Source organism: Enterococcus sp. BWT-B8 (assembly GCF_020567625.1).
GTDB lineage: Bacteria > Bacillota > Bacilli > Lactobacillales > Enterococcaceae > Enterococcus_L.
This window is the reverse complement of sequence record NZ_JAJDJV010000001.1, coordinates 527,611-550,414: the sequence shown is the minus strand read 5'-3', so window position 1 is coordinate 550,414 and position 22,804 is coordinate 527,611. Positions and strand designations below refer to the sequence as shown.

Annotated in this window: 23 protein-coding genes and 1 pseudogene; 22 read left to right on the top strand and 2 right to left on the bottom strand. The window is 36.0% G+C overall.

Annotation, left to right across the window (positions count from 1 at the left end; translation table 11 throughout):
- The first annotated feature begins 7 nt into the window (after nt 1-7).
- Genes sppA through LI951_RS02480 form a run of 3 tightly spaced genes read left to right on the top strand, consistent with a single transcriptional unit; the run spans nt 8 to nt 1,948 of the window.
- Nucleotides 8-1,042 carry a signal peptide peptidase SppA gene (gene sppA, locus LI951_RS02490; protein WP_229441158.1) on the top strand — a complete coding sequence of 345 codons (1,035 nt, stop codon included), beginning with the start codon at nt 8-10 and terminating at the stop codon, nt 1,040-1,042.
- 1 nt (nt 1,043) lies between these two features.
- On the top strand, nt 1,044-1,565 hold the full coding sequence (locus LI951_RS02485; RefSeq protein WP_202068732.1) for an RDD family protein: 522 nt from the start codon (nt 1,044-1,046) through the stop codon (nt 1,563-1,565).
- On the top strand, nt 1,562-1,948 hold the full coding sequence (locus LI951_RS02480; protein ID WP_229441157.1) for a DUF4064 domain-containing protein: 387 nt from the start codon (nt 1,562-1,564) through the stop codon (nt 1,946-1,948). The genes LI951_RS02485 and LI951_RS02480 overlap by 4 nt, the downstream gene beginning before the upstream one ends.
- A 292-nt stretch (nt 1,949-2,240) precedes the next feature.
- On the opposite strand, the pseudogene LI951_RS15320 reads toward LI951_RS02480, so the two are convergent.
- Nucleotides 2,241-2,375 (bottom strand): annotated as a pseudogene (locus LI951_RS15320) (IS3 family transposase); the annotation flags it as partial.
- Nucleotides 2,376-2,439: 64 nt separating this feature from the next.
- Nucleotides 2,440-3,090, bottom strand: coding sequence for an IS3 family transposase (locus LI951_RS02475; protein ID WP_229441280.1), 651 nt, complete (start codon nt 3,088-3,090; stop codon nt 2,440-2,442).
- A gap of 260 nt (nt 3,091-3,350) precedes the next feature.
- On the opposite strand from LI951_RS02475, the gene LI951_RS02470 reads away from it, so the two are divergent.
- From LI951_RS02470 to LI951_RS02375, 19 genes are all read left to right on the top strand, one after another.
- Entirely contained in the window at nt 3,351-3,635 is a 285-nt protein-coding gene (locus LI951_RS02470) for a transposase (RefSeq protein WP_229441156.1), read from the top strand.
- Nucleotides 3,636-3,713: 78 nt separating this feature from the next.
- Nucleotides 3,714-4,547 (top strand): IS3 family transposase, encoded by an 834-nt coding sequence (locus LI951_RS02465; RefSeq protein WP_229441155.1) that lies wholly within the window; start codon nt 3,714-3,716, stop codon nt 4,545-4,547.
- A 386-nt stretch (nt 4,548-4,933) separates the two neighbouring features.
- A complete protein-coding gene (locus tag LI951_RS02460) occupies nt 4,934-7,570 on the top strand; it encodes a BspA family leucine-rich repeat surface protein (protein WP_229441154.1) in 2,637 nt (878 codons plus the stop codon).
- A 513-nt stretch (nt 7,571-8,083) separates the two neighbouring features.
- Nucleotides 8,084-8,377 carry a histidine phosphatase family protein gene (locus LI951_RS02450; RefSeq protein ID WP_324254775.1) on the top strand — a complete coding sequence of 98 codons (294 nt, stop codon included), beginning with the start codon at nt 8,084-8,086 and terminating at the stop codon, nt 8,375-8,377.
- 299 nt (nt 8,378-8,676) lie between these two features.
- Nucleotides 8,677-8,916, top strand: a complete 240-nt coding sequence (locus LI951_RS02445) for a hypothetical protein (RefSeq protein ID WP_229441153.1) — start codon at nt 8,677-8,679, stop codon at nt 8,914-8,916.
- 155 nt (nt 8,917-9,071) lie between these two features.
- Nucleotides 9,072-9,224, top strand: coding sequence for a 50S ribosomal protein L33 (gene rpmG, locus LI951_RS02440; RefSeq protein WP_202068725.1), 153 nt, complete (start codon nt 9,072-9,074; stop codon nt 9,222-9,224).
- A gap of 12 nt (nt 9,225-9,236) precedes the next feature.
- The gene (gene rpsN, locus LI951_RS02435) at nt 9,237-9,506 is read left to right on the top strand and encodes a 30S ribosomal protein S14 (RefSeq protein ID WP_229441152.1); all 270 of its coding nucleotides are present in this window, start codon (nt 9,237-9,239) and stop codon (nt 9,504-9,506) included.
- Between the two features lie 451 nt (nt 9,507-9,957).
- Nucleotides 9,958-10,074, top strand: coding sequence for a putative metal homeostasis protein (locus tag LI951_RS02430; RefSeq protein ID WP_202068722.1), 117 nt, complete (start codon nt 9,958-9,960; stop codon nt 10,072-10,074).
- Nucleotides 10,075-10,267: 193 nt separating this feature from the next.
- Nucleotides 10,268-12,016, top strand: coding sequence for an ABC transporter ATP-binding protein (locus LI951_RS02425; protein ID WP_229441151.1), 1,749 nt, complete (start codon nt 10,268-10,270; stop codon nt 12,014-12,016).
- A 1-nt stretch (nt 12,017) separates the two neighbouring features.
- Entirely contained in the window at nt 12,018-13,757 is a 1,740-nt protein-coding gene (locus tag LI951_RS02420; RefSeq protein ID WP_229441150.1) for an ABC transporter ATP-binding protein, read from the top strand.
- A 63-nt stretch (nt 13,758-13,820) separates the two neighbouring features.
- Nucleotides 13,821-14,432 (top strand): MptD family putative ECF transporter S component, encoded by a 612-nt coding sequence (locus LI951_RS02415; RefSeq protein WP_229441149.1) that lies wholly within the window; start codon nt 13,821-13,823, stop codon nt 14,430-14,432.
- Between the two features lie 67 nt (nt 14,433-14,499).
- Nucleotides 14,500-15,192, top strand: coding sequence for an energy-coupling factor transporter transmembrane component T (locus tag LI951_RS02410; protein WP_202068715.1), 693 nt, complete (start codon nt 14,500-14,502; stop codon nt 15,190-15,192).
- Between the two features lies 1 nt (nt 15,193).
- Complete coding sequence (locus tag LI951_RS02405) at nt 15,194-16,615, top strand: ABC transporter ATP-binding protein (protein WP_229441148.1); 1,422 nt, start codon at nt 15,194-15,196, stop codon at nt 16,613-16,615.
- An 856-nt stretch (nt 16,616-17,471) separates the two neighbouring features.
- A complete protein-coding gene (locus LI951_RS02400; RefSeq protein WP_202068711.1) occupies nt 17,472-18,158 on the top strand; it encodes a class I SAM-dependent methyltransferase in 687 nt (228 codons plus the stop codon).
- Nucleotides 18,155-19,729: an ABC transporter substrate-binding protein gene (locus tag LI951_RS02395; protein ID WP_229441147.1), complete on the top strand. Its 1,575-nt coding sequence runs from the start codon at nt 18,155-18,157 to the stop codon at nt 19,727-19,729. The genes LI951_RS02400 and LI951_RS02395 overlap by 4 nt, the downstream gene beginning before the upstream one ends.
- A gap of 1 nt (nt 19,730) precedes the next feature.
- Entirely contained in the window at nt 19,731-20,669 is a 939-nt protein-coding gene (locus LI951_RS02390; RefSeq protein WP_202068707.1) for an ABC transporter permease, read from the top strand.
- Nucleotides 20,666-21,451 (top strand): ABC transporter permease, encoded by a 786-nt coding sequence (locus LI951_RS02385; RefSeq protein ID WP_229441146.1) that lies wholly within the window; start codon nt 20,666-20,668, stop codon nt 21,449-21,451. Before LI951_RS02390 ends, LI951_RS02385 begins: the two co-directional genes overlap by 4 nt.
- On the top strand, nt 21,444-22,187 hold the full coding sequence (locus tag LI951_RS02380; protein WP_229441145.1) for an ATP-binding cassette domain-containing protein: 744 nt from the start codon (nt 21,444-21,446) through the stop codon (nt 22,185-22,187). The genes LI951_RS02385 and LI951_RS02380 overlap by 8 nt, the downstream gene beginning before the upstream one ends.
- Nucleotides 22,144-22,800, top strand: coding sequence for an ATP-binding cassette domain-containing protein (locus LI951_RS02375; protein WP_202068703.1), 657 nt, complete (start codon nt 22,144-22,146; stop codon nt 22,798-22,800). Before LI951_RS02380 ends, LI951_RS02375 begins: the two co-directional genes overlap by 44 nt.
- Nucleotides 22,801-22,804 lie beyond the last annotated feature (4 nt).

Genomic DNA, 22,804 nt, shown 5'->3' with positions numbered 1-22,804 from the left:
AGTTTACATGAATAAAAGAAGATGGATTGCTGTGGGAATAGCGTGCGGATTATTGTTACTATCCATTATCATTGCGCTAATTCCAGGAAAAGATAAAGAGGAAGCGTCAAATACAACCTTAACAGGAATAAATAAGATTTTTTACGGATCTAACGAAATCACAGAAGAAACGTTAGAAGAAGGAGCGTCAAATAAAAAGATTATCAAACTATCCGTCGATGGAGTTATTTCAGATACAGGTGAAAGCAATCTTTTTAGTAAGGAACAATATAACCATCAGATTTTTTTAACACAGCTAAAGAAGATTCAAGAAGACAAAACGGTTAAGGGAGTGTTATTAGAAGTAAATTCACCTGGGGGAGGGGTATATGAAAGTGCTGAGATTGCTAAAGAAATGGCAAAAATTAAAAAGCTAGATATTCCTATCTATACTGTATTTAAAAATATAGCAGCAAGTGGCGGTTATTACATTTCTGCTGGATCAGATAAAATATTTGCTACGGAAGAAACAACAACTGGATCAATTGGTGTCATTATCTCTGGTTTAAATTATTCTGGCTTATTAGAAAAACTTGGCGTAACTGATGCGACGTACAAAAGCGGTGCATTAAAAGATATGATGTCACCTCAACACAAACCTTCAGAGGAAGAGAATAAAGTTATACAGGAATTTGTGATGAGTGCTTATAATCGCTTTGTCAATGTTGTAGCAAAAGGAAGAAATATGGATACGAATGCAGTAAAAGAACTTGCGGATGGAAGAATTTATGATGGTAACCAAGCAGTAGAAAATGGGTTGGTGGATCAAATTGGTTACTCTGAAGATGCATTAGATGCTCTAAAAAAAGAAAAGAAATTAACTGATGCGACGGTTATAGAATATAAAAATGACACAACTGGCTTTGCTTCTTCTTGGTTAGGTAATAAGATTGCTGAATGGCAAGGACTAAAGGCGACTACATCAGATCGTGTAATTTCAGTTTTTGAAAAACTTGGATTTTCTGATACTCCAAAACCAATGTATTACTATGGGGGGCTATAAAATGAATAAGAAGAGTGGTGTTGAAAATTTACCTAACTATGTATTTGCGGGATTTTGGTTACGATTTTTTGCTTTTCTTATTGATTTAATTTGTATTAGTATTATCACCCATGCTACTATAGGTCTCTTTTACAAAATCATGGGATTGGAATCTGACAAATCTATTATTACTTTTTATGGTATAGCGTCAGTAGCCATTTATTTAACCTATTTTGTACTTTTGACTAAGCTGAATTCAGGACAAACAATTGGGAAGATGATTTTTGGGATAAGAGTAGTGAGCTTTGAAGAAAAAGAGCTAAGTTGGCAAACTGTCTTTATTCGTGAGTGTGTATGCAGGTTTATATTAAAAAACTTTGTATTTCAAATTGGGTATTTGGTGGCTGCTTTCACATCTAAGAAACAACATGTTGGGGATTATTTTTCTAATACTTCAGTGGTTATTATTCATTCATTAGAAGCTATTAACTATGGAGAAAAAATTTCTAATTCTAAAACGCTTAATTTGGAGGGAATTCAATGAATAAGAGAAAAGCAGAGTTTATTTTGATTTTAATTAGTGGAATAACAGGGATTTTATGTAGTCTTTTAGCATTGTTGGGTGGTATATTTCTATCTTCTATTGATTCAACTACTTTAAATACTACAGAACTAACCAGTAAGGATATAGATATGTTAGTTAATCTAAGTGGAAATGTTGCTTTATTTGCAGGAATTGCCTTAGTTTTTTCGATAACTATTTTCATAATAGGTTTTTTAATAAGAAAAAATCTAAAAACAGTGGTCTATGGTATTAGTTTACTCATTTTATCTATTATTCCATTTTTTCTTTTAACATTATTGTGGGTAATTCCTGAAGTTTTAGGTATTATTGCGGGATTGATGCTTCTAATAAGAAAGTCTTAATTAGGTAATGTAGACAACATGAAACGAATTAATCAATAAAAAGCTAAATACGTTTTGAGAAATGATAACCTGTAGTCAATGGAAGACACGTAGATAAAAAAACTACGTGTCTTTTATTTTTTTCTAGTTTTTTCGAAAAATAGGCACTCTCTGATCGTTGTATTAGTGGAAAGGGGAAAAAGGAGCATATTTATTATGAAACAAAACTCTAATGAAATTTCTATACAACACCAATTTGATGCCTACTGTAAATGGATAAATGTCAATAAAGTAGACACAAAAGAGCAAATACCTAGTGAGAATCAAAGTATTTATTCTCCATTTCATTTGGTGTAAGCATATTTAGGGTGCCGTGAGGGTGTTGGGAGTTATAGAATCCTTCGATGTACTCAAAGTATGCCAGTTGTACTTCTTTGAGAGAAGAAAAAAACTCTTCTGTTGAGTTCCTCTTTTTTCATATATTTGAAAAAAGCTTCTGTGACAGTATTGTCTCAAGGATAACCAGGTTTCGATAATGACTGAACAATAGAATGATCCTCTAAATATTGTCTGAATTCAAAAGAAGTATACTGAGAACCTTGATCTGTGTGAAAAAGAACAGAAGTCTTGAGCTTCCTAGTTTGAATGGCTTTTTCTATTATTGTAATAGCCAAAGCAGTATCTATTTTTTTGCTGACAGTCCAAGCAATGACTTTTCTGGAAAATAGATCTAGAATCACGCAAAGGTAAACAAAAGATTTTTCCCAAATAGGAATATAAGAAAAGTCACTAGTCCATACTTGATCCGGTGTTGGAGGATTAAAAGCTTGTTTTAAATAGTTTGGGCGCTTCAAAGAAACCTGACTTTTGGTCGTTTTAAAGACAGGTTTCACTGTAGACATTTTAGGTGAATTCATGGTACTCATTAAACGATAGACTCGACCAATACATAGAAATGCCAAGTCACGTAGAAGCATACGTCTTACTTTTGCAGGACCTATTCGTTTTTTAGAAGTCGTATAGATTTCTAAAATGATCGTTCCTAATTGTTGATTCTCTGCTATTCTAGGAGCTATTTTTCCAGAAAAACGTTTGTAGTAAGTCGAGCGATTGACTTTAAGAACCCTGCAGAGAGTGACAACAGAGTGCTCATGTCGTAGGATACGAATCGCGCTTAATCGTTTGTTGAGTGTGGCGTGAATATGGCAATCGCTTTTTTTTTAGGATTAGATTTTCTTCCTCCAATTGGAGATTTCTTTTCTGAAGTTGTTTAATCTGACGAGCCGTGAGGATCGTATCGTCATCGATTTTAACTTCAGAATATTGTTTCACCTGATGTTAGCATAGAGTTAGGACAAGGCAAAATGAGAATACTCTGACCGCATGGTACACTTGAAGTACCAGAAAGAAGGAGGAACTCATCATGGTCAAGCCGTATGATAAGCAGTTTAAATTGGCTGCAGTTCAGTATTATTCGGAGCATAAAAATCTGGGGTTGAAGGGATGTGCCAAGAATCTGGGCGTCAGTTACCAAACCCTCTCCCGCTGGAAAAAAGAACTACGAGAATCCAGAGTCATTCACCCTAGAGGTTCTGGCAACTACAGCTCGGATTTAGCCAAAGAAAATGCCCGTCTCAAATGTCAGCTACGGAATACAGAAGAGGTACTGGATGTCCTAAAAAAAGCCATCAACATTCTGGGAAACTGACAGAGACACTTTATCAGAGCGTTTCTGATTAAGATGGAGGCAGAATCAAAGTAGGAGCGCCGTCCCTCCATCTCTGGAATGTTGGCAGTCTTAGGTGTCTCCCGATCCGGTTACTATGCTTGGTTGAATCCCCAGCCATCCGCCTGCCAAAAACGCAAGGAACAGGTCAAGAAGAAAATTCGAATACTCTACCACGTGTCTAAAGAAAACTACGGTGCTCCTAAGATTACGAAAGAGTTGCGCAAAGATGGAGAAATCATTGCGCAACGCACGGTAGGTAATTATATGCGTCAGGAAAGTATCCGGGCTCAGTGGGTCAAACCTTGGACGGTTACAACGAAACCCACTGATTTCTCTAGTAAACTTCAAACTATTTTAGAAGAAGACTTCAACCCAGAGCGTCCCAATGCGATTTGGTGTACGGATATCAGGTATGTTTGGACAGGGACTGGCTTTGTCTATCTAACCAGTGTCATGGATTTTTTTTCCCGTAAAATCATTGCCTGGAACGTGACGGATACGTTGGAGGTTTCCTGCGTGGTGGATACTGTCAAAAAGGCCAAGAAAGGTCGGCACATTTTTCTGCCGTTGGTTTTACACAGTGACCGGGGGAGCCAGTATATTTCCAAAGAATACCAACGCGTCACAGCTGATATACAACTGAGCTGCTTAGCCAAGGCTGCACCATGGGAGAATGCGTGTATCGAGTCCTTTCATGCTCTGATTAAACGGGAATGGTTAAATCGTTTTACTCTCAAAAATTTCACTCATGCCTACCATATGATTTTTGAATACATTGAAACATTCTACAATACAGTTCGAATCCACAGCTATTGCAATTATCTGTCCCCAAATGAATTTGAAACGGTGTATGAACAAGCCGAGAAAAGGAAATGTCGACTCATTAGCTAAAAGCAGAGGGCGTTCTCATTTTAACTTGTCCCAATTCTTGACTTAGGACCATACAGTCTGACGCATGGTGGTTTGAGAGGTCGGTGAGTGAACTAATCGCTCCCCTCCTACTCGATTGAGTCCTTCATGAGCAATAACTAAGTGGTGAAAGTTGGCTACAGGCTTGGGAGAAAAATTGTGTATTTTGAATGATGAAAATTAGGATGATTATTATTCTATACCTGCTACTATTCTATCTATTTATACTGTATAATTATTTTTGAAATAGGTTAATATGCGTAAGGCTTATTCAACAAATATTGGAAAGGTAGGTGTTTTTGCCGTTAAGATTGTTTTCATGTAGTTGTCATAAATGGGGTTAAAATAAGAAAGAAGTGGGGAGAAAAATGAAAAAAAAATTATTTTTGGGGATTAGCTCTTTAATGATACTGAGTACATTATCAGCCGTATCTGCTCAAGCGGTAGAACAACAGTCAGTTTTGAATAAAAATGCTGTATCTGCTGTTTCGACTCAAACAAATGAAAATGTATATCCTGTGTCATTAGAAGAGTATAATAATATTATCAGTATGCGTGATGAATACCGTGAGATTCAAAATGATGCTGTTTCAATAGAGAAATTTATTGAATTACCAGTTCTTCAGGATGGGGTTTATACACTAGGGACTTTCAAAGTTCAGACAACAGAGAATGCTACAAGAAATCTAAATTTCATGCGTAAGCTGGCAGGAGTTTCCGAGATTCCGTATTCTCAGTCTGACTTTGAAACTTCCCAATATGGGGCTGTAGGGATGGCGGCGGCACTATTGCAAAAACACGGACTTGATGATTCGAAGAAACCAGAAGATATGCCTGATAGTTTTTGGGAAAAGGCAAAGCAGGCAACAAATAGTTCAAGTATTCATTCTCATTTTAAAGAGGTGTCTCTTGAGTATCATACACGTGCGTTTATGACCGATTTTGGATATACAAATACCTATGCCGGGCATCGAAGCCATATGCTTGGAATCGCTAATACGAGTGTTGGATTTGGGTATGCGATAGCCAATGGAAATCCAGAATCAGGAATTAAGTATTACACTAGTGTGTATGCAACTCAAAATTATACTTCAATGAGCAGTCGTTACAGTAATGATACAATTGCTTATTGGCCAGCTGAGGGTTTATTTCCATATGAATTGTACAATACTGACAACCCGTATGCAGATGAAGCCTATGCAAACCGTCTGGGCCAGGATTACGAGAAGAATATGCGCTGGACAGTTCATTTTAATCTTTTTGGCTATAGACTAACAGAAAATATAAAGGTAACAATTGAAAATACAGAAACGAATGAATTAACTGTAATGAAGAATGATGATAACAGCGGAGAGTTAACAATAGCTACTGTCAGAGAGAATATGTATGGGAATGATGGATATAATACAGTAATCTTTAGACCCAACAATGATTTTACTGCTGAAAAAAATGTTTTGTATAAGGTAAAGATTGGAGGAATACTCAAAGATGGAAAAGGGTATACTCATGAGTATGAAACAAAATTTGTTGGTTTGGAAGATAACTATGAAATTAGAGCAGAAAAAATAGAATTACCTCAAGCTCTTGAAGTAGAACTAAATCAAGACATTCCGTTAACTGTTACGGTGCTTCCAGAAGAAGCGACAGATAAAACAGTTATTTGGACAACAAGTGACGAATCGATAGCATCTGTGAATGCTCAAGGAGAAGTAACTGGTCTGAAAGAAGGAACTGCCATAATCACAGCTTCAACAAAATCAGGAAAAGTAAAAAGTTCTTGTGTTGTAACAGTGACACCAGAGAAACCAAAAGGGACCTTTGGTACAACTACATGGGTATGGGATAAAGATAGTCAAACAGTGGCTTTTAGCGGCGGAGAATTTCCTGTTGGAGATTTTTCTGAACATTACATCAGAGATGATATAGAAAACCATTCATTATTAGGTGGATTGAAAATTAAGAAGATTGTTTTTACAGCACCGGTAAAATTGAATTCCAGAAGCAGCTATATGTTTTCTTCTCTATCTAATCTGGAGGCAATTGAAGGAATTGAGCTTTTGGATACCTCTGAAGTTGTAATGATGAAGTTTATGTTTAGTGGCTGCACTTCATTGAAGAAATTAGATCTAAGCCATTTTGACACTAGTAATGTCTATACTATGAGCAATATGTTTAAGGGGATGAGCCGCTTAACGGAATTAGACCTTAGCAGCTTCAATACTGGCAAAGTTCAGTTTATGGACTCGATGTTTAATAACGTAACAAATTTAACGGAATTAGACTTGAGTCATTTTGATACAAGTAGTGTTTTATCAATGGGTGCAATGTTTGATGGCATGAAGAATCTAACAAGTCTAGATGTAAGCAACTTCAACACAAGTAATGTAAGAGATATGTTTGCCATGTTTGCTTATCTTGAGAAGATTGAACTGTTGGATATAGGTCATTTCGATACTGGTAAAGTAACAAATATGGGTTCTATGTTTGCCAGAACCTATGAATTAAAAAAATTGGATGTCAGCAATTTTAATACAGAAAATGTGAATAATATGGCTGCAATGTTCAGCTATGCACGTAAGCTTTCTGAACTGGATGTGAGTAATTTTGAAACAGGTAAAGTAACAAGTATGTACAGCATGTTCAGAGAAATGCAGGAATTGCAACAAGTAGACGTCAGTAATTTTAAAACTGATAAGGTAACAGATATGTCTCATATGTTTAGAGAAATGACCAAAGTAACCAAAATAGATATGAGCAACTTTGATACAAGGAATGCGAAAAATATGGATGCTATGTTTCTTCATTCCAATAGGATTGAAGAATTAATACTTGGTACAAATTCGAAGTTGAGTACAGTTTCCATAAATTTAAATGAAATAGTCGATGAATTTTATACAGGGAAATGGTTAGGACCGGATGGAGTATCTGTATATGATACGACAAAAGAGTTCATTTTGAATTATGATGGAAGTCAGCCTGGAAAATATGTAAGAGAAAAAATTTAGATTTATAGCTTAATTAGCTAAAATTAAGGAAAAGTTAAATGGGATAAGTCTTTTAAATAAGAAAATGGGACTGTGACAAAAGTAGTCCTAAAATGATCAAAAAAGAAAAATGGTAATCGAAAATCTGTTGAAAGATTTCGATTACCGTTTTTCTTTATCTTTTCCCCGTGCTCTGGCAGCTAATTTTATCATGTTTAAAGCGAAAGTGATAATCCCGGATTCTCTCCGAACCTTCTCCATCCCTCCTACATGATAACGGGTGAAACCCAAACAAGCCTTCATGCATCCAAAAACAGTTTCCGCATCAATCTTTCTGCTAAGTATGATGATTATGTTATTGTTTTCTATTGCAGGTTGTGCCAGCACTGAAAATGGCAAAGACTCCAGTTAGGCTAACTCAAGCTTTACTGAGTCGCAGGAAGTGGTTCTCTATGTAGCCCTTCATGGGAAAACAATGTTTAATACAGCAGAGCGTGTACAAGTCTGGTCGGACAGCCCTTTGATTGATGAGGTATTGAGGCAGCTGGACAACTTGGAAAAGGGTTAGAGAAAGAAAATATCCAATTTGCTTCAGCTTATTCAAGTGATTCAGGTAGTGCCAGAGAAACGACTGAAGTTCTACTAAATAATGATGGACAAAATGATTTGAACTATACAGAAGATAAGAGATTGCGTGAAATTTGTTTTGGTACTTATGAACACGATACAAATAACAACATGTGGGAAGCTGCCGCAAATTACAAGAATACTGAAAAGGTGTTGGTTGATGAAGAGTTTACCTTAGAAGGAATGTACGAAGCTATCTAATCGGCAGATGAAATTGGACTGGCAGAAGATCTTCCTACAGTGAAATCGAGGATGGTAGAAGCAATAGCACAACGCGAAAGTGATCGTCTCCTTGTTAAAATGAATAAGCTAGTTATTGAAAGCTTCTATGTCTGATTTTAGGATGTAGAAGTTTTTTTATTTTAAAAATCTTGACAGAATGTTGTTCATTTGATAGTATTCAATAACTTAAAACGTAATGATTACGATTTGCGGAAGGTGAATCGTAACCTAATGGGGGGATAATCAAATGAAAAAAACTCATTTTAGGTTCTAGTTTATTGGTAGTTGTCGGTTTGGTCAGTGTTTGTTCATCAAACAAGGAGGATGCTTCAGAAGAAAAGCTGCAAATTGTCACCTGCTTTTATCCTGTTTATGATCTTACAAAAAAGATTATGGGTGATGAAGGCGAAGTAGAAATGATGGTTTTAACAGAGGCAGAATTACTTTTAAGATATATATCCCATGTACAGGAGCTTTCAGATATATCCAATATAGCGACCACACGCTCACTGGTGTAGAAGAGGAGGTCTATCGTCTTTATTTTGGACGTGAAAAACAAAAGAAACTATAGAAATAATCAGATCATTGGTCCACTTATTATCAGTTAACTTAATAGGGTGGAAATTTGCTCAGGAAATATTGGTTCACTATTAAAAAGAAAAGGAGGAGGAAAATGCGTCAAACGATTATTTTAGAATGTATTGAAACAGGGGAACGCTTGTATTCCACAAGTAAAAATCAACGAAATACGCCTGGCAGACTAGAGTTGAAAAAATATTCTCAAAAGCTAAGAAGAAAAGCGATTTTTAGAGAAATCAAGAAATGAGGGAAAAGGAACTTGGCTAAGAAATCAAAAGTTGCAAAATATGAAAAGCAAAAGTATTTAGTAGAACACTATGCAGCATTGCGATATGAATTAAAAAAGAAGGGGGATTATGAAGCATTGCGTAAGCTTCCGAGAGATTCGAACCCCAATAGAATGAAGTTAAGAGACCGGATTGATGGAAGACCAAGAGCTTATATGCGTAAGTTTGGTATGTCAAGAATCAACTTTAGACAATTGGCACATCAAGGAAAAATTCCAGGTGTTAAAAAAGCCAGTTGGTAATATAGAAAAGTTAGGAGAGATAGCTAATGCCTATATCAGCAAGGGAAATTTCCCAAAAAAAGAAGCCGTGATGTACCTATTAAAGTTTCAAAGTCTGAAATTTCTTATGACGAAACTTTGAGAGACAATAGGCAAAGTCATCCTATCTCCTTGAAAGGATAGTATAAAGAAAAAAAGTAATCGAATAGCAGGTAAGAATTTCAGATGGACATTCAAGGCATGGATCAGCTTATTTAGTTCAATATGACGACTTGTGAAGCAAAAGAAAATAAGAATGAGCTGATCATCATTGGACAGAATTTAAGTGAGGAAACGTTTATAGACTTATAGGCTTTTCAAAAAAATTAGTTGAGAAATCAGCAAAATATAAGGATTTAAGCTTCCACATAAGGAGGAAAATATGGAAAAAACAGATTTATAAGGATTTAAGCTTCCACATAAGGAGGAAAATATGGAAAAAACAGATTTATCGAGTGCATATCGACGATTAAAAAGTCCGAATATCAAGACGCGTAAACGAGCATTAAAAATTATTAAAGAGACGAAAAGAAATAAACTAAGAAGATAGCGCTGTAGATACTTCAATGCAAATTATTGTGTTGGAGTATTCATTTTAACTACTCCTGGATATTCAGGCAAAGGAGTATGCAAATGAAAGAAAATATGGAAAATCCTTGAAAATATTTACTAAACATGATTAAATGATAATGAGAATCATTCTCAATTAAATTTTGTTAAAATAAATGAAAGGAGTTAAATGAATGAAAAACGAATCAGTTTTAATCCGATACATTAAACAAAAAAAAGGATTGCTGTCAATCTCGGGAATTTTAGCAACATTGGCGACCATGGTACAATTTATACCATTTTATTGTATTTATAAGATTATCGAATTATTGATGCTGGGAAACTATTCGGCGAATAGTCTTATTCATTGGAGTTTGATATCAATGGGAAGTGTTTTAGCCGGAATGGTTCTACTTTATGCCTCTGCCATGTGTTCTCATATTGCGGCTTTTGATATTTTATATGAAATTCGTATGGATATTTTGCAGCACTTATCTAAGCTTTCTATGGGTTTTTTCAATCAGAAATCCAGTGGACAATTAATGAAGATTATTGATCAGTGTGTTGAGAAGATGGAGTCTTTTATTGCTCATCAAATTCCAGACATTGTTTCTGCTTTAATTTTTCCCTTTATTTATCTTGGATTGATGATCACGATAGATTGGCGTTTAGGGTTGATTTCCCTGATTCCGCTTTTTTTAGCAGTTGGGATGTATTCTTATCTTATGGGACAAAGTATGAAGGGAAACAAGGTGAAGGAATATCATGATGCATTAGAAGCGATGAACAGTAATGGTGTGGAATATGTTCGGGCGATGCCGGCAGTCAAAATTTTTGGGTTGTCTGTGGACAACTTCAAACGATTTCATCAAAGTATCAAAGATTATCGAACCTTAGTAATGGGATGGTCACAAGAATTTCGCTCAGGTTATGTGCTGTTTACTACATTAATATCCTCTGTTGTCTTATTCGTAATGCCTTTTGGGGCTTTTTTAATCAGTCAAAACCCTCAGGATAAGTCGTTAGCTTTGACTGTCATGCTATTCATTATTTTAGCTTCGGGCACTACTGGGCCCTTCATGAAGTTGATGTATGCAGCTGCCACTTTTAGCAATGTAAATGAAGGTGTTAAGCGGGTGGATGAGATTTTTGCTGAATCGCCTGTAAAAGAAATCCAAACAGAGGGTACATTTTTTAATAATACTATTGCTTTTGAAAATGTTTCCTTTGCTTATACAGAAGGGAACCAGATTTTGAAACAAGTCAGCTTTGAGTTGAAGCCGAATACAATGAATGCGCTGGTAGGACCTTCCGGTGGAGGGAAAAGTACCATTGCACAGCTGCTTTTGAGATTCTATGAGCCGTCAGAAGGTACAATCAAAATTGGGAATAAGGATATCCGTGAGGTTACCATTGACACATTGATGCATGAAGTCTCTTTTGTTTTTCAGGATGTCACCTTGTTTAATGATACCATTGAAGAAAATATTCGAATGGGAAACAAGGAGGCTAGCTTAGAAGAGGTTAAGTATATGGCTCATCTGGCACGCTGTAATGAATTTATCCAAGAATTACCTAATGGCTATGCAACAAAGATTGGAGAAGACGGTGTTTATTTATCTAAAGGTGAGGCACAGAGAATTTCCATTGCTCGTGCTCTTTTAAAAAATGCGCCAATCCTTGTTTTAGATGAGGCGACAGCTTATGCGGATGCAGAAAACGAAGTATATATTCAACAGGCAATTAATGAGCTGGTCAAAGGGAAAACAGTGTTGATTATTGCTCATCGTTTATGGACCATTCAACATGTGGATCAAATCCTTGTTTGTAATAAAGGGGAAATTCAGGCAAGTGGGACGCATCAAGAATTGCTTTCAACTAATCCCTTATATTATAGGCTATGGACTATTAATGAAGAAACAAAGGACTGGGAGGTAAAGTAAGATGCGAAAAATGATTTATAATATTACTTCTGGAGAACCCCAAAATTTAGTTCAATCTACTATTTGGGCAACATTGGAATCCTCTGTAAGACTGATACCTCCTATCATTGCTTTTTATGGGATTTCTGAATTATTTGAAGCCTACCAGCAAAATCGGTTGTTAAATACAAAACTATATTTTTATTTGATTTTTGCCAGCTTTGTTTGGTTTTTGCTTCAACTCCTTATATCCACTGTTACGTATGATAAAGAGTATATTGCTGCTTATGAGGTTTCGGAAAAAGGTCGCACAAAACTGGCGAATCATCTGCGTAAATTATCATTGGGCTTTCTAGACAGTCGAGATCCTGGAGATCTCACAACAATGATGCTGGGGGATTACACGCTATTGGAAACGGCTGTTTCTCATATTGTTCCGCAAGCAGTATCTGCACTTATTCTTTTAGGGATTGCTTTTGTTTCCCTTTGTCTGATTGACTGGGAAATGACCATATGCTTATATGCTATGCTGCCCATTGCATTATTAGTGATAAAAGGTTCTAATATGCTAATGAATAAGCTGGGAGCCCAGCATATTCAAGCAAAGGTTGAGAGTGCTTCAAGACTACAGGAATATTTACAGGGAATTAAGGAAATTAAAGCTTACTCTTTAGGTGGAGAACAGTTTACCAGAATTCAAAAAGCATTTAATACACTGCGAAAAGAATCGATTCGGCTTGAAGGGGTACTGGGCCCAGTTGTGATGGTTTCTATTTCGCTGCTTAGAATGGGGCTGCCAATTTTAGTTTTTATGGGCTCTTATTTATTGGCACAAAAAAGCATTACAGAATCTATCTTTTTAGCTTTTATCGTTGTGGCTAGTCGGATTTATGATCCCTTTACAGCGTTAATGATGAATTATACTGAAATGCGTTATGCATTGATCAGCGGCGAACGAATCATGGCTATTCGCAATCAGCCGGAAGTTGAAGGAAGTGAAAAACTGGGCGATGATTACACTATTCGATTTAAGAATGTGGGTTTTGCTTATAAAGAAGAGGCGGTACTGAAAAATATTGATTTAGACATTCATCCAAAAACCTTAACTGCTTTGGTAGGTCCTTCTGGGAGCGGCAAATCAACCATCGTAAAATTGCTTGCTCGTTTTTATGATGTGAACGAAGGAGCCATTGAAATTGGTGGTAAAAACTTAAAAATGATTGATCCGGAAAATCTTTATTCCCATTTATCAATGGTTTTTCAAGATGTTTATCTTTTTAAAGATACTATTTTAAATAATATTTGTGTGGGAAATCAACATGCCAGCTTTGAGGAAGTGATGGAAGCTGCAAAAAAAGCGCATTGTCATGAGTTTATTAGCGAGCTGCCAGATGGCTATGATACGTTAGTTGGGGAAGGCGGTTCGACGCTGTCCGGTGGTGAAAAGCAGCGGGTCAGTATTGCACGGGCTTTTTTAAAGCAATCAGAAATTATTCTGCTGGATGAAGCAACAGCTGCTTTAGATTTAGAAAATGAAGCCGGCGTTCAACAGGCAATCAAAAAACTGGTAGAAGATAAAACAGTGGTTGTCATTGCACACCGCTTAAAAACAATTATGAATGCCGATAGGATCGTGGTGTTGGACAAAGGAACAGTCAAAGCACAGGGGACACACGATGAGCTTTATCAACAGTGTGAGCTTTACCATAGGCTGGTAGACATGCAGAATGAAGCCGCAAATTGGAAATTTAGTAATAATTAGCTGATATCAAAAAGCAGTAAAGCTAGTTTGATTGCTTATTAATGATAAAGGAGATGTATACAAATGAAAAAGAAGACTACGGCTTCACTTGCTTCAAAGGATTATTTAACAATCGGCTTATATACCTTAGTACAATTTGTCATAGTGATGACTTTATCAATGGTAACGGTTCCTTTTCTTTTATGGCTATATCCTTATGCAACAGCCTTTGTTCTGTTTTTTACCTGCCCGATTTACTTATTAATAGCTTTTAAAGTAGGGAAAAAAGGAACTTTGTTAATTTTTGGTGCAGTTAACGGCTTATTTTATGCGATTATGGGAACGATTTATGTGCTGCCATTTACATTAATCGGCGCACTGATTGGTGAATTTATTTTGGCAAAAACTAAAGGATATCGTAAATTGACAGCCCAGACTGCAGCTTTTACTATTTATAATTTATTTTACGGCTTTTCAAATTACATTATGTTGGCAATTTCTGCCGATTATTACTTTTCTACTATGCAAATTGAGGGAATTTTGTTAGAGGCATATACAAAATATATGATAACACCATTTTGGATTTTCATTTCTATTATGGCGCTAATTATGGCAATTAGCTTGGGCTGTTTATTTGGTTATCATTTATTAAGAAAGCATTTTATTAAAGCGGGGATTATTTCTCCTGTAAATTAAGTATTTGATTTGTAATGGGAAGCAATAAGCGTTGCTTCCTCTCTAACATGAAATGAAGGAGAAGATGATGAAAGGTAGTATTGATCCAAAAATTCAGTTTCTTATACTGATTGCTCAAAGTATTCTTGTCTTGGCTGCAAATGTAAATCAATTGATTTTATTAAATATTTTTGGCTTATTTTATTTAATTTATAATGGCTTTTTTAAAACAGCGGCTAAAATAGCTGTGTTAGTCTCAATAACAATAGGACTTCATTTATATATAGTGACTGCAGAACAACAATGGTTAAAATATATCGGTTTTTTTAGCTTTATGTTTTTAAGATTTGGACCGGTCTTAATGATAGCCAGAGTCCTGCAGGATGTTCCTGCTGGGCGGCTAATGTCTGCACTGCAATCCTTAAAATTACCGAAAAATTTTAGTGTTACCTTAGCAGTAGTATTAAGATTTTTTCCAACTATCAGGCAAGAAAACAGTATAATCCAACTCTCCGCTAAATTGCGAGGATTATCCTTTTCACAGCCTAAAAATTGGCTGCATCCTTTAAAAACCTTTGAACACACGTTTGTTCCTTTGATGATGAGAACCATGAAAATAACAGACGAATTGACTGTCTCCGCAATGACTAAAGGAATTGAGTATCCTGGACAGCGAACTTCTATTTATCAAAGCCGGATTACCATAAAAGATCTTAGCATGGTGTTGTTTTTTATCGGCTATGTATTCAATGTATTTGTATTCAAAGTTTGGAGGCTCTAAAATGAACAATCCCATAATTAGATTGAAAGAAATTTCATTTTGCTACGGAGCTGAGGGGCATCAGTTGAAGGATATTTCTCTAGATATTGCTGAGGGAGAATGTGTGCTGATGACAGGACCTTCAGGCTGCGGGAAAACAACATTAACTCGTTTGCTTAATGGGCTAATACCACATTATTACGATGGAGAACTTTCAGGAAGTTTCTATTTAAAGGAGAAAAATGTAAAGAATCTAGAGGTATGGGAGTATGGAGAACTTATAGGAAGTATTTTTCAAGATGCACGCTCTCAGTTCTTTACTTCCAATGTTTTAGATGAGCTCGCTTTTGCCTCTGAAAATTATTGCCTTGATTTACAATTGATTAATAGTCGAGTAAATAGGGTTCTTGAGGTAAATCAAATTGCGTATTTAAAGGAACAAAAGTTAGACAGACTTTCAAGTGGAGAAAAACAAAAAATTGCGATGAGTGCGGTAGAAGTTCATGGACCTGAACTTTTTGTTTTGGATGAGCCGTCAGCTAATCTTGATCATCAGGGAAGTCTACAATTAACTAAAGCCTTGCACAAGCTAAAAAAGGAGGGAAAAACAATTATAGTGGCTGACCATCGAATCTGCTATTTAATGGATGTAGTAGACCGAATCATTTATATGGCAGATGGGAAATTGATTCAGCAGTGGAGCAGAGAGGAATTTCAACAGCTGTCTAAAGAAACATTAGACAATTTAGGAATTCGTGAAAAGCAGGAGATCATAATCACAGAAATTTTGAAAAAACAGGACAAGGAGAATATAGAGAAGTCTCCTTTTTTGGAACTTTCAGATGTGGCTATTGGGCATCATCGTTTTTCTCCCAAGCTGCTCAGTAATATTAGTTTACAGCTGAACAAAGGAGATATTTTATTATTAACTGGAAAAAATGGTTTGGGAAAAACAACCTTGGTCCGTACTCTTTGTGGTTTAAATCATGAAAGGGGTGGGCAGATTTTCATTGATGGCAAGCAATCAGCTATGAAAAAAAGACGAGAAAAATGCTGGTTTGTATTGCAGGATGCTGATTACCAGTTATTTTCTGACAGTGTATTAAATGAATTACTACTGGGGATTAAACATGATGCTGCAAATCTGAAAAAAGCAGAGAAGCTTTTAAACGACTTAGGATTGTTAGAAGTTAGAGAACAACATCCAGCAACACTTTCTGGCGGACAAAAACAAAGATTAGTTTTTGCAGTAGGATTGATGAGAGAACCGGAGCTGTTGATATTGGATGAACCAACTTCTGGCTTGGATGCTGGCAATATGCTTCGTGTGCAGCAGATGATTTTAGATTATGCTAAACAGGGACTGTCTTTTCTGATTGTCACACATGATTTTGAATTTGCCAGAGGGTTTGGACAAAGAACAATTCAACTTATGGGAAATTAGTTTTTTTAAGTTCTGCATCATTTAAAAAAATCCGTATTCTGGGAGTAATTTTTCTATTAAAATGCAACTTCATGAATCGTTGTGGTCAAGCATTCGGACAGTGAGCCGCAAGCGATTCTACTGTGAAAAGCGGCTGCCCGATTTCATTGCTGAATTGAGTCAAATAAACGGCAGCTATTCTTTTAAAACAGCTGCTGATTCCTGATTTTCCTTTGATATTTCGGAAATTCTTGACTATCCGATTTTCTCGTTTTTTACTAGCTCAAACATAAAGTGAGTGGGACAGCAATAAAGTTCCAAACGCTCTTCGTATCTAACTCTAAATAAACGGCGGTATAAAAGCAAAAATTCTTTTTGCGACGAGTAACCGCAGGAGCAACTCCTTCGGAATTAAGCCAAACGATCCTGAAAATATGAGGCGCCCAGGTCCTTCACCGAGTAGGTAACAGAACTTCATCTACTCTGCTAAAGTAATCCTAGTGAAGCCTGTCAACTCTTGTATGTTTCATGCATCGAAGTTGATATGATCGCAGCACAGCGGAGTGTATCCATTCATAGCTAATCATTTTATGATTAGTGTTCCTTGACAATTTTCGGAGCTGATTGCTTTTGTCTCGATCTCAAACGTTCTCTTACCAGGCTGCCCTTATTAAACAGCAATAGAGTGGAGTAATGTATGGACAAAGTCTTAGTATATTGATGATATTAAAAATTATCCAGGTCTTTAAACCAAGAAACGTGGAGCATATCCAATAGTAACATATGAGACCAAACAAAGTAGGGCTTGTAAAATAAGCATACATATGAAATAATCGATAATGAGAATCATTCTCAATTGAGAGAGGGGAACAGAAGTATGATTAAATTTTATGACACTTGGTGGCAGGAAGGAAGTAAGGGGGATCAAGATATGGAGGACAGTCACCAAACAGGATGGCAAAATGTCATAGGTCTAATAGACAGGGATGATGTATTAGACCGGGATATTTTAGATTTTGGGTGTAATCAAGGTGGTTTTTTAAGGAAATTATATGATGAAATTCCTTTCCACAGTGCTTATGGAATTGATTTGGCAAAGCAAGCAATAAAAACAGCAAATCAGCGTGCAGGTACTTATCCGATCTGCTATGTCCAAACGGGAGAAGCAAGAGCGCTGAAGCAAAAGTTTCATACAATAATTAGTACCTCAGTATTGTACTTAATCAAAGATTTAGATAATCATTTTTCAATGATGTCAGATGTCTTAAATGAACAGGGTGTCTACTATGCTTTGTTTACAGATCAATCTAAGAATCCAAGCTTTGAGTATATGAGGGCTAAAATTGATCGTTTTGGAGCAACCAAAATGCAAAATAAAACGTTAACAGAAGTTGTGGATAGTTTAGTTAAAAATGGTTTTTCAGTTGAGCTGCGTAAAGAGTATACAAGTACAATTTATGATGTTACTAATTATCATGATTTTTATTTAACCGTGGATGACTATATTCTTTCTTGTGAAAGTTCATACTTGATTAAAGCTACTAAGAAAGGGGTGCAGCTATGAAGAAACTATCAGTAATAGGGGTAATTATGATCCTCTTTTCTTTAGTATTGACTGGCTGTAATGGTACAAACAAAGAATCATCCGATGAGAATAATCAGGAAGCAGAGACTGTCAATATTGCTATCTCGGATGAACCAAAAGCTGAACAATTAGATGCAACTACCTACAATTCTTCAATGGCGATTTACAGTGCAGTCTATGAACCTTTAGTGGAGTATGATGAAAAAGGAGCTTTTAAGCCGGGACTAGCTGCTTCTTGGGAAATTTCTGAAGATGGCAAAAAATATATTTTTTATCTGAATGAAAAAGTAAAATTCTCAGATGGCAGCCCAGTTGATGCAGAAGCAGTTAAATTTACTATTGAACGGGCAAAGTTTAATAACGAAATGAGCTCACTGCAATTGCTTTCTAATTTAGAAAAAATTGAAGTGATAGATGAACAAACAATCGAACTAACATTCACTGAGATTTCTAATCAGATATTAGCAGAGCTGTGCCAGACACGCCCATTAAGAATTATGAGTCCTCACTCCGTTGAAGAGGAGAAGGTATCTGGAAAATTCATAGAAGCGATTGGTTCAGGTGCATTTATGATCAAAGAAAGTTCTGCTGAACACGTGTTAATGATACCAAATCCTTATTACAATGATGAGAATCCTGTGAATTATCAAATAAACTTTAAGATGATCGAAGATGGAAGCTCAAGAACTTTGGCTTTAAAGAGTGGCGAAGCTGATATTATTGGCGGAACACTGGGAGCAGTAACAGATAGTGATATAGGTTCTTTTGAATCAGACACTGAGTATAATGTAGTAGAGTTTGAAGGGACGATGTCGCATTTTCTAGCGTTTAATCCTGATAATCAAGAATTAAATACAACCCTTCGGAATGTGGTTGAGCTGGCAATTGATAAAGCTTCTTTATCGGATAAGGAACTTGTAGGGTTATTTCGTGAAAATGTACAGTATGTTTCTGAAGTAAATCAAAAAGCCGTTACTTATGACATTGAAAAGGCAATGAGCATACTTGAAAGCGAAGGATACGCTAAAAATAAAGCAGGTTACTATGAAAAAGATCATCAGGAGCTTTCTTTTGATTTAGTGATTCAAACAACTGAATTCCCAGAATGGAAACAGCAGGCGGAATTACTTGAAAATGATTTGAAAAAAGCGGGTATTAAAATCAATATAACTATTTTGGACAGAGAAGGTTATTATGACGCTTTATGGAAAACGAAGGAATATGATTTGATTTTTTATCGAACCTATACAGACGCATTGCTGCCTTATAATTTTTTGAATTCACTCTATCATAATACAGAGGAAGAACATGGTGTGTTAGCTAATGATGAGGTGCTGTCTCAGTTATTGGATGAGTTTGGTCAAGTCATTGATGAACAGCAAAAACAACAAATAGCTGATAAATTATTTAAACGTATCTCAGATGAAACCTTGGCGATTCCAATTGATTACAAAGATGAAAAGTTTGTAGTCTCCGATAAAATTTCAGAATTTTCTTATTCTGGTTTATCTGATTCTCCGATTGATTATAAAAATTTAATGGTGAAGTAAAATGAAGAAAAGGTTTCTGTTGAAGAAAACTTTGCATTTATTGATAAGTCTATTGTTTTTTACTGTTTTGTTATACGGATTATTATATGTATCGACGGGTGATCCGGCACTGGGTGTTTTGCGCAGGTCGGGAGGACAGAATGTCTCGCTGAAAACAATTGAAGAAACAAGAAGGAAGCTAGGAATTGATGGTAATTTTTTTGAACAGTATTTCCATTGGCTGGGGAATATTTTAAAAGGCGACTTCGGCTATTCTTTTATGACGAATGTGCCTGTTCTTCAGATCATTGGCGAAAAGGCAAGTGTGACCTTTAAATTATTAGGGATTTCTTTTATCTTTAGTACAATCATTTCTTTAGGAAGTGGAAGTATTATTGGCAATTTTTCCTCTTTAAAGTGGGTTCAGCAGATTCTTTCTGTGGTATTGTCTTTTCCTATCTATTGGTTATCTCTTGTTCTCATTTTTATTTTAGGTGTTCAATTAAAATGGCTGCCATTTGTTGGCAGTAATTCTGGAAAGCACCTTATTTTGCCTGTGATGGTTATTTGCCTTTCTGAAGGAAGCTATTTGACAAAAATGGTCAGCGATTTGATTACTCTGGTCAGTGGTAGTGAATCACAAAGGATTGCAAAATTTAGAGGGGTAAAATGGTATTATCGCTTTTCCTATCAATTAAAAGAGTCTTTTGTACCCTTAATCTCTCTATATGGCAACAGTTTTACACATTTATTTGGCGGTACAGTAATGGTAGAAATCATTTTTAGCATTGCTGGATTAGGGAAGCTGTTAATGGAAGCTATTTCTACTAGAGATTATCCTGTTATCCAAGGAATTACGCTCTTTGTTGCTTGCAGTACGTTTTTACTTAATTATATAGTGGATGTTTTCATTCAAAAGGTGGATAGTCGTATACAGATCAATCAAGGGGGAGCTAAATGAAAAAGCGAGTCATTATTATTTTAGTCATCTGCCTGGCTGGTTGGCTTGTTATCAAGCATTTGAAAGACCCTTATGCGATTAACAAAATTGAAAGCTTGCAGGGGATAAGCTGGCGTCATGTATTTGGTACTGACTATTTAGGGAGAGATTTATTTAGTCGAATTGTGCACGGCAGTGTTTACTCTTTGTATATCGCTTTTCTTGCGCTGACAGGTGTTGTTATTATTAGTTTGCTGTTGGGCAGCTTAGCTGGCTGTATAGGAGGAAGAGCAGATACAAGTATAATGATTTTAGCTGATAGCTTGATTAGTATACCGTCCTTGATTTTAGCTTTGGTTTTTGCAGGTCTTTTTTCTAATTCAATTTCCACAGTAATGGTTGCTTTAGTGATAAGCTGGTCAGGAAAATATATTCGTTATGTCCGCAATTTAGTCTTGAATATTAAGAAAGAGGAGTTCATTCTTTTTGCACCTTTACGAGGCTCTTTTGGGAGTCATGCGTTTCTTCACCATATTATTCCTAATATGATGGCTGAGCTGTTTTCTCTATTTACGACTGACTTAGGCAAGATGGTTTTAAGTATTTCTGGTCTTTCGTTTTTAGGGATTGGTGCACAGCCGCCAACACCTGAACTAGGAACTATTCTTTTTGATGGAAAGGCGTATTTCTTTACTGCCCCGCAGCTCTTTATTTTCCCTGGAATAATTATTGCGATGATTGTACTTGTTACACAATCCATAAGTCGGCAAATAAATAAGTACTGGGAGGTAAATAATGATTGAATTAACAGAATGTTCAATTACCGCTGAACAAGGTAAATTATTAGATTCCATTTCTTTAAAAGTTCCCAAAGGTGCTTATTTCTGTTTGATTGGTGAAAGCGGGGGTGGGAAAACATTGTTAGGTAAAATGATTTTGGGAATTTTACCCCCCAATTTAAAAGTTAGCGGAAAAATAAATTGTGATCGTAAAAAAATGGAGATTATCCTGCAAAACCCCCTTGGAAGTTTGCAGAGTAATAGTAGGATTGACTCACAATTTCATCATTTACTAAAATCAAAAGGAATGAAGAATAAAGAAGATCGAAAAATGAAGATGTTCCAAGCGTTAAGCCGGGTTGGTTTTACAGCTATTCAAGAGATTGCTGCTAAACGTCCTTATCAATTAAGCGGCGGTATGTGTCAAAAGGCAGCTTTAGCAATGGCACTGATTTCACAACCGGAAATAATTATTGCAGACGAAGCAACTAGTGCACTGGATGAACAAAGTCAGGAAACAATTTTACAACTGCTAAGTAACATTTATTTAGAAAAGCAGCTGACTATTTTTTTCATTACACATGATTTATCTATTGCTAAAGCATACAGTACTCACCTGGGTGTTATGCAAAATGGACAACTAATAGAAGTTGGTCTGACAGAGCAGGTATTAAATCATCCTACAGAAAATTATACGAAGGAGTTGATCGGAATTTTTGAACAAGACGACTCATTTATTACAGGTAAGCAATTTAACTAAAAAGTTTAACAATCAATTACTATTTAAAGCTCTTGATTTTGTGATTGACAACAATCAGTGGGTCGGGATCGAAGGTGAGAATGGTATGGGAAAATCAACACTAGTCAAGATGATAATGGGGCTGGAACACTATTCTGAAGGTAAAATTTATTTTAACGGGCAAACCATTGCTGAACTGACTAGACAAAAATGGTACCAAGAGATTCAGCTAGTTCCTCAATATACCAGAAGGTCTCTGGACCCAACGAAAACGATTAAGCAAATATTGGTTGAGCCATTAAAAAGGTTTAAATTGGTTGAGCGTGGAAAGTATCAGCTGAAAATAGAAGAACTTTTGGATGTATGCAATTTACCAGCTGGACTGTTAGATAAAAGACCAGGGGAAATCAGCGGGGGACAATATCAAAGGTGTTGTCTTGTCTTAGCTTTATTAGTACAGCCTAAGTTGTTAATCTGTGATGAAGCAACAGCCGGTTTAGATAAAATTAATGAATTAAGGATGATTCAGCTCATAAAAAAGCAAAAGGAAATGGCTGTTTTATTTATTTCTCATAATAAAAAGTTGTTAACAGAGGTCTGTGATCAACGAGTCCATCTAAAAAATTTTAAATGATGTA

Bases quoted from the DNA above. Each gene is read 5' to 3' on its own strand.
- LI951_RS02470 (WP_229441156.1), top strand. From the start codon at position 3,351: ATGGTCAAGCCGTATGATAAGCAGTTTAAATTGGCTGCAGTTCAGTAT.
- LI951_RS02385 (WP_229441146.1), top strand. From the start codon at position 20,666: ATGAAAAAGCGAGTCATTATTATTTTAGTCATCTGCCTGGCTGGTTGG.
- LI951_RS02460 (WP_229441154.1), top strand. From the start codon at position 4,934: ATGAAAAAAAAATTATTTTTGGGGATTAGCTCTTTAATGATACTGAGT.
- sppA (WP_229441158.1), top strand. From the start codon at position 8: ATGAATAAAAGAAGATGGATTGCTGTGGGAATAGCGTGCGGATTATTG.
- LI951_RS02420 (WP_229441150.1), top strand. From the start codon at position 12,018: ATGCGAAAAATGATTTATAATATTACTTCTGGAGAACCCCAAAATTTA.
- LI951_RS02395 (WP_229441147.1), top strand. From the start codon at position 18,155: ATGAAGAAACTATCAGTAATAGGGGTAATTATGATCCTCTTTTCTTTA.
- LI951_RS02430 (WP_202068722.1), top strand. From the start codon at position 9,958: ATGGAAAAAACAGATTTATCGAGTGCATATCGACGATTAAAAAGTCCG.
- LI951_RS02390 (WP_202068707.1), top strand. From the start codon at position 19,731: ATGAAGAAAAGGTTTCTGTTGAAGAAAACTTTGCATTTATTGATAAGT.
- LI951_RS02400 (WP_202068711.1), top strand. From the start codon at position 17,472: ATGATTAAATTTTATGACACTTGGTGGCAGGAAGGAAGTAAGGGGGAT.
- LI951_RS02425 (WP_229441151.1), top strand. From the start codon at position 10,268: ATGAAAAACGAATCAGTTTTAATCCGATACATTAAACAAAAAAAAGGA.
- LI951_RS02465 (WP_229441155.1), top strand. From the start codon at position 3,714: ATGTTGGCAGTCTTAGGTGTCTCCCGATCCGGTTACTATGCTTGGTTG.
- LI951_RS02405 (WP_229441148.1), top strand. From the start codon at position 15,194: ATGAACAATCCCATAATTAGATTGAAAGAAATTTCATTTTGCTACGGA.
- LI951_RS02380 (WP_229441145.1), top strand. From the start codon at position 21,444: ATGATTGAATTAACAGAATGTTCAATTACCGCTGAACAAGGTAAATTA.
- LI951_RS02485 (WP_202068732.1), top strand. From the start codon at position 1,044: ATGAATAAGAAGAGTGGTGTTGAAAATTTACCTAACTATGTATTTGCG.
- rpmG (WP_202068725.1), top strand. From the start codon at position 9,072: ATGCGTCAAACGATTATTTTAGAATGTATTGAAACAGGGGAACGCTTG.
- LI951_RS02480 (WP_229441157.1), top strand. From the start codon at position 1,562: ATGAATAAGAGAAAAGCAGAGTTTATTTTGATTTTAATTAGTGGAATA.
- LI951_RS02415 (WP_229441149.1), top strand. From the start codon at position 13,821: ATGAAAAAGAAGACTACGGCTTCACTTGCTTCAAAGGATTATTTAACA.
- LI951_RS02410 (WP_202068715.1), top strand. From the start codon at position 14,500: ATGAAAGGTAGTATTGATCCAAAAATTCAGTTTCTTATACTGATTGCT.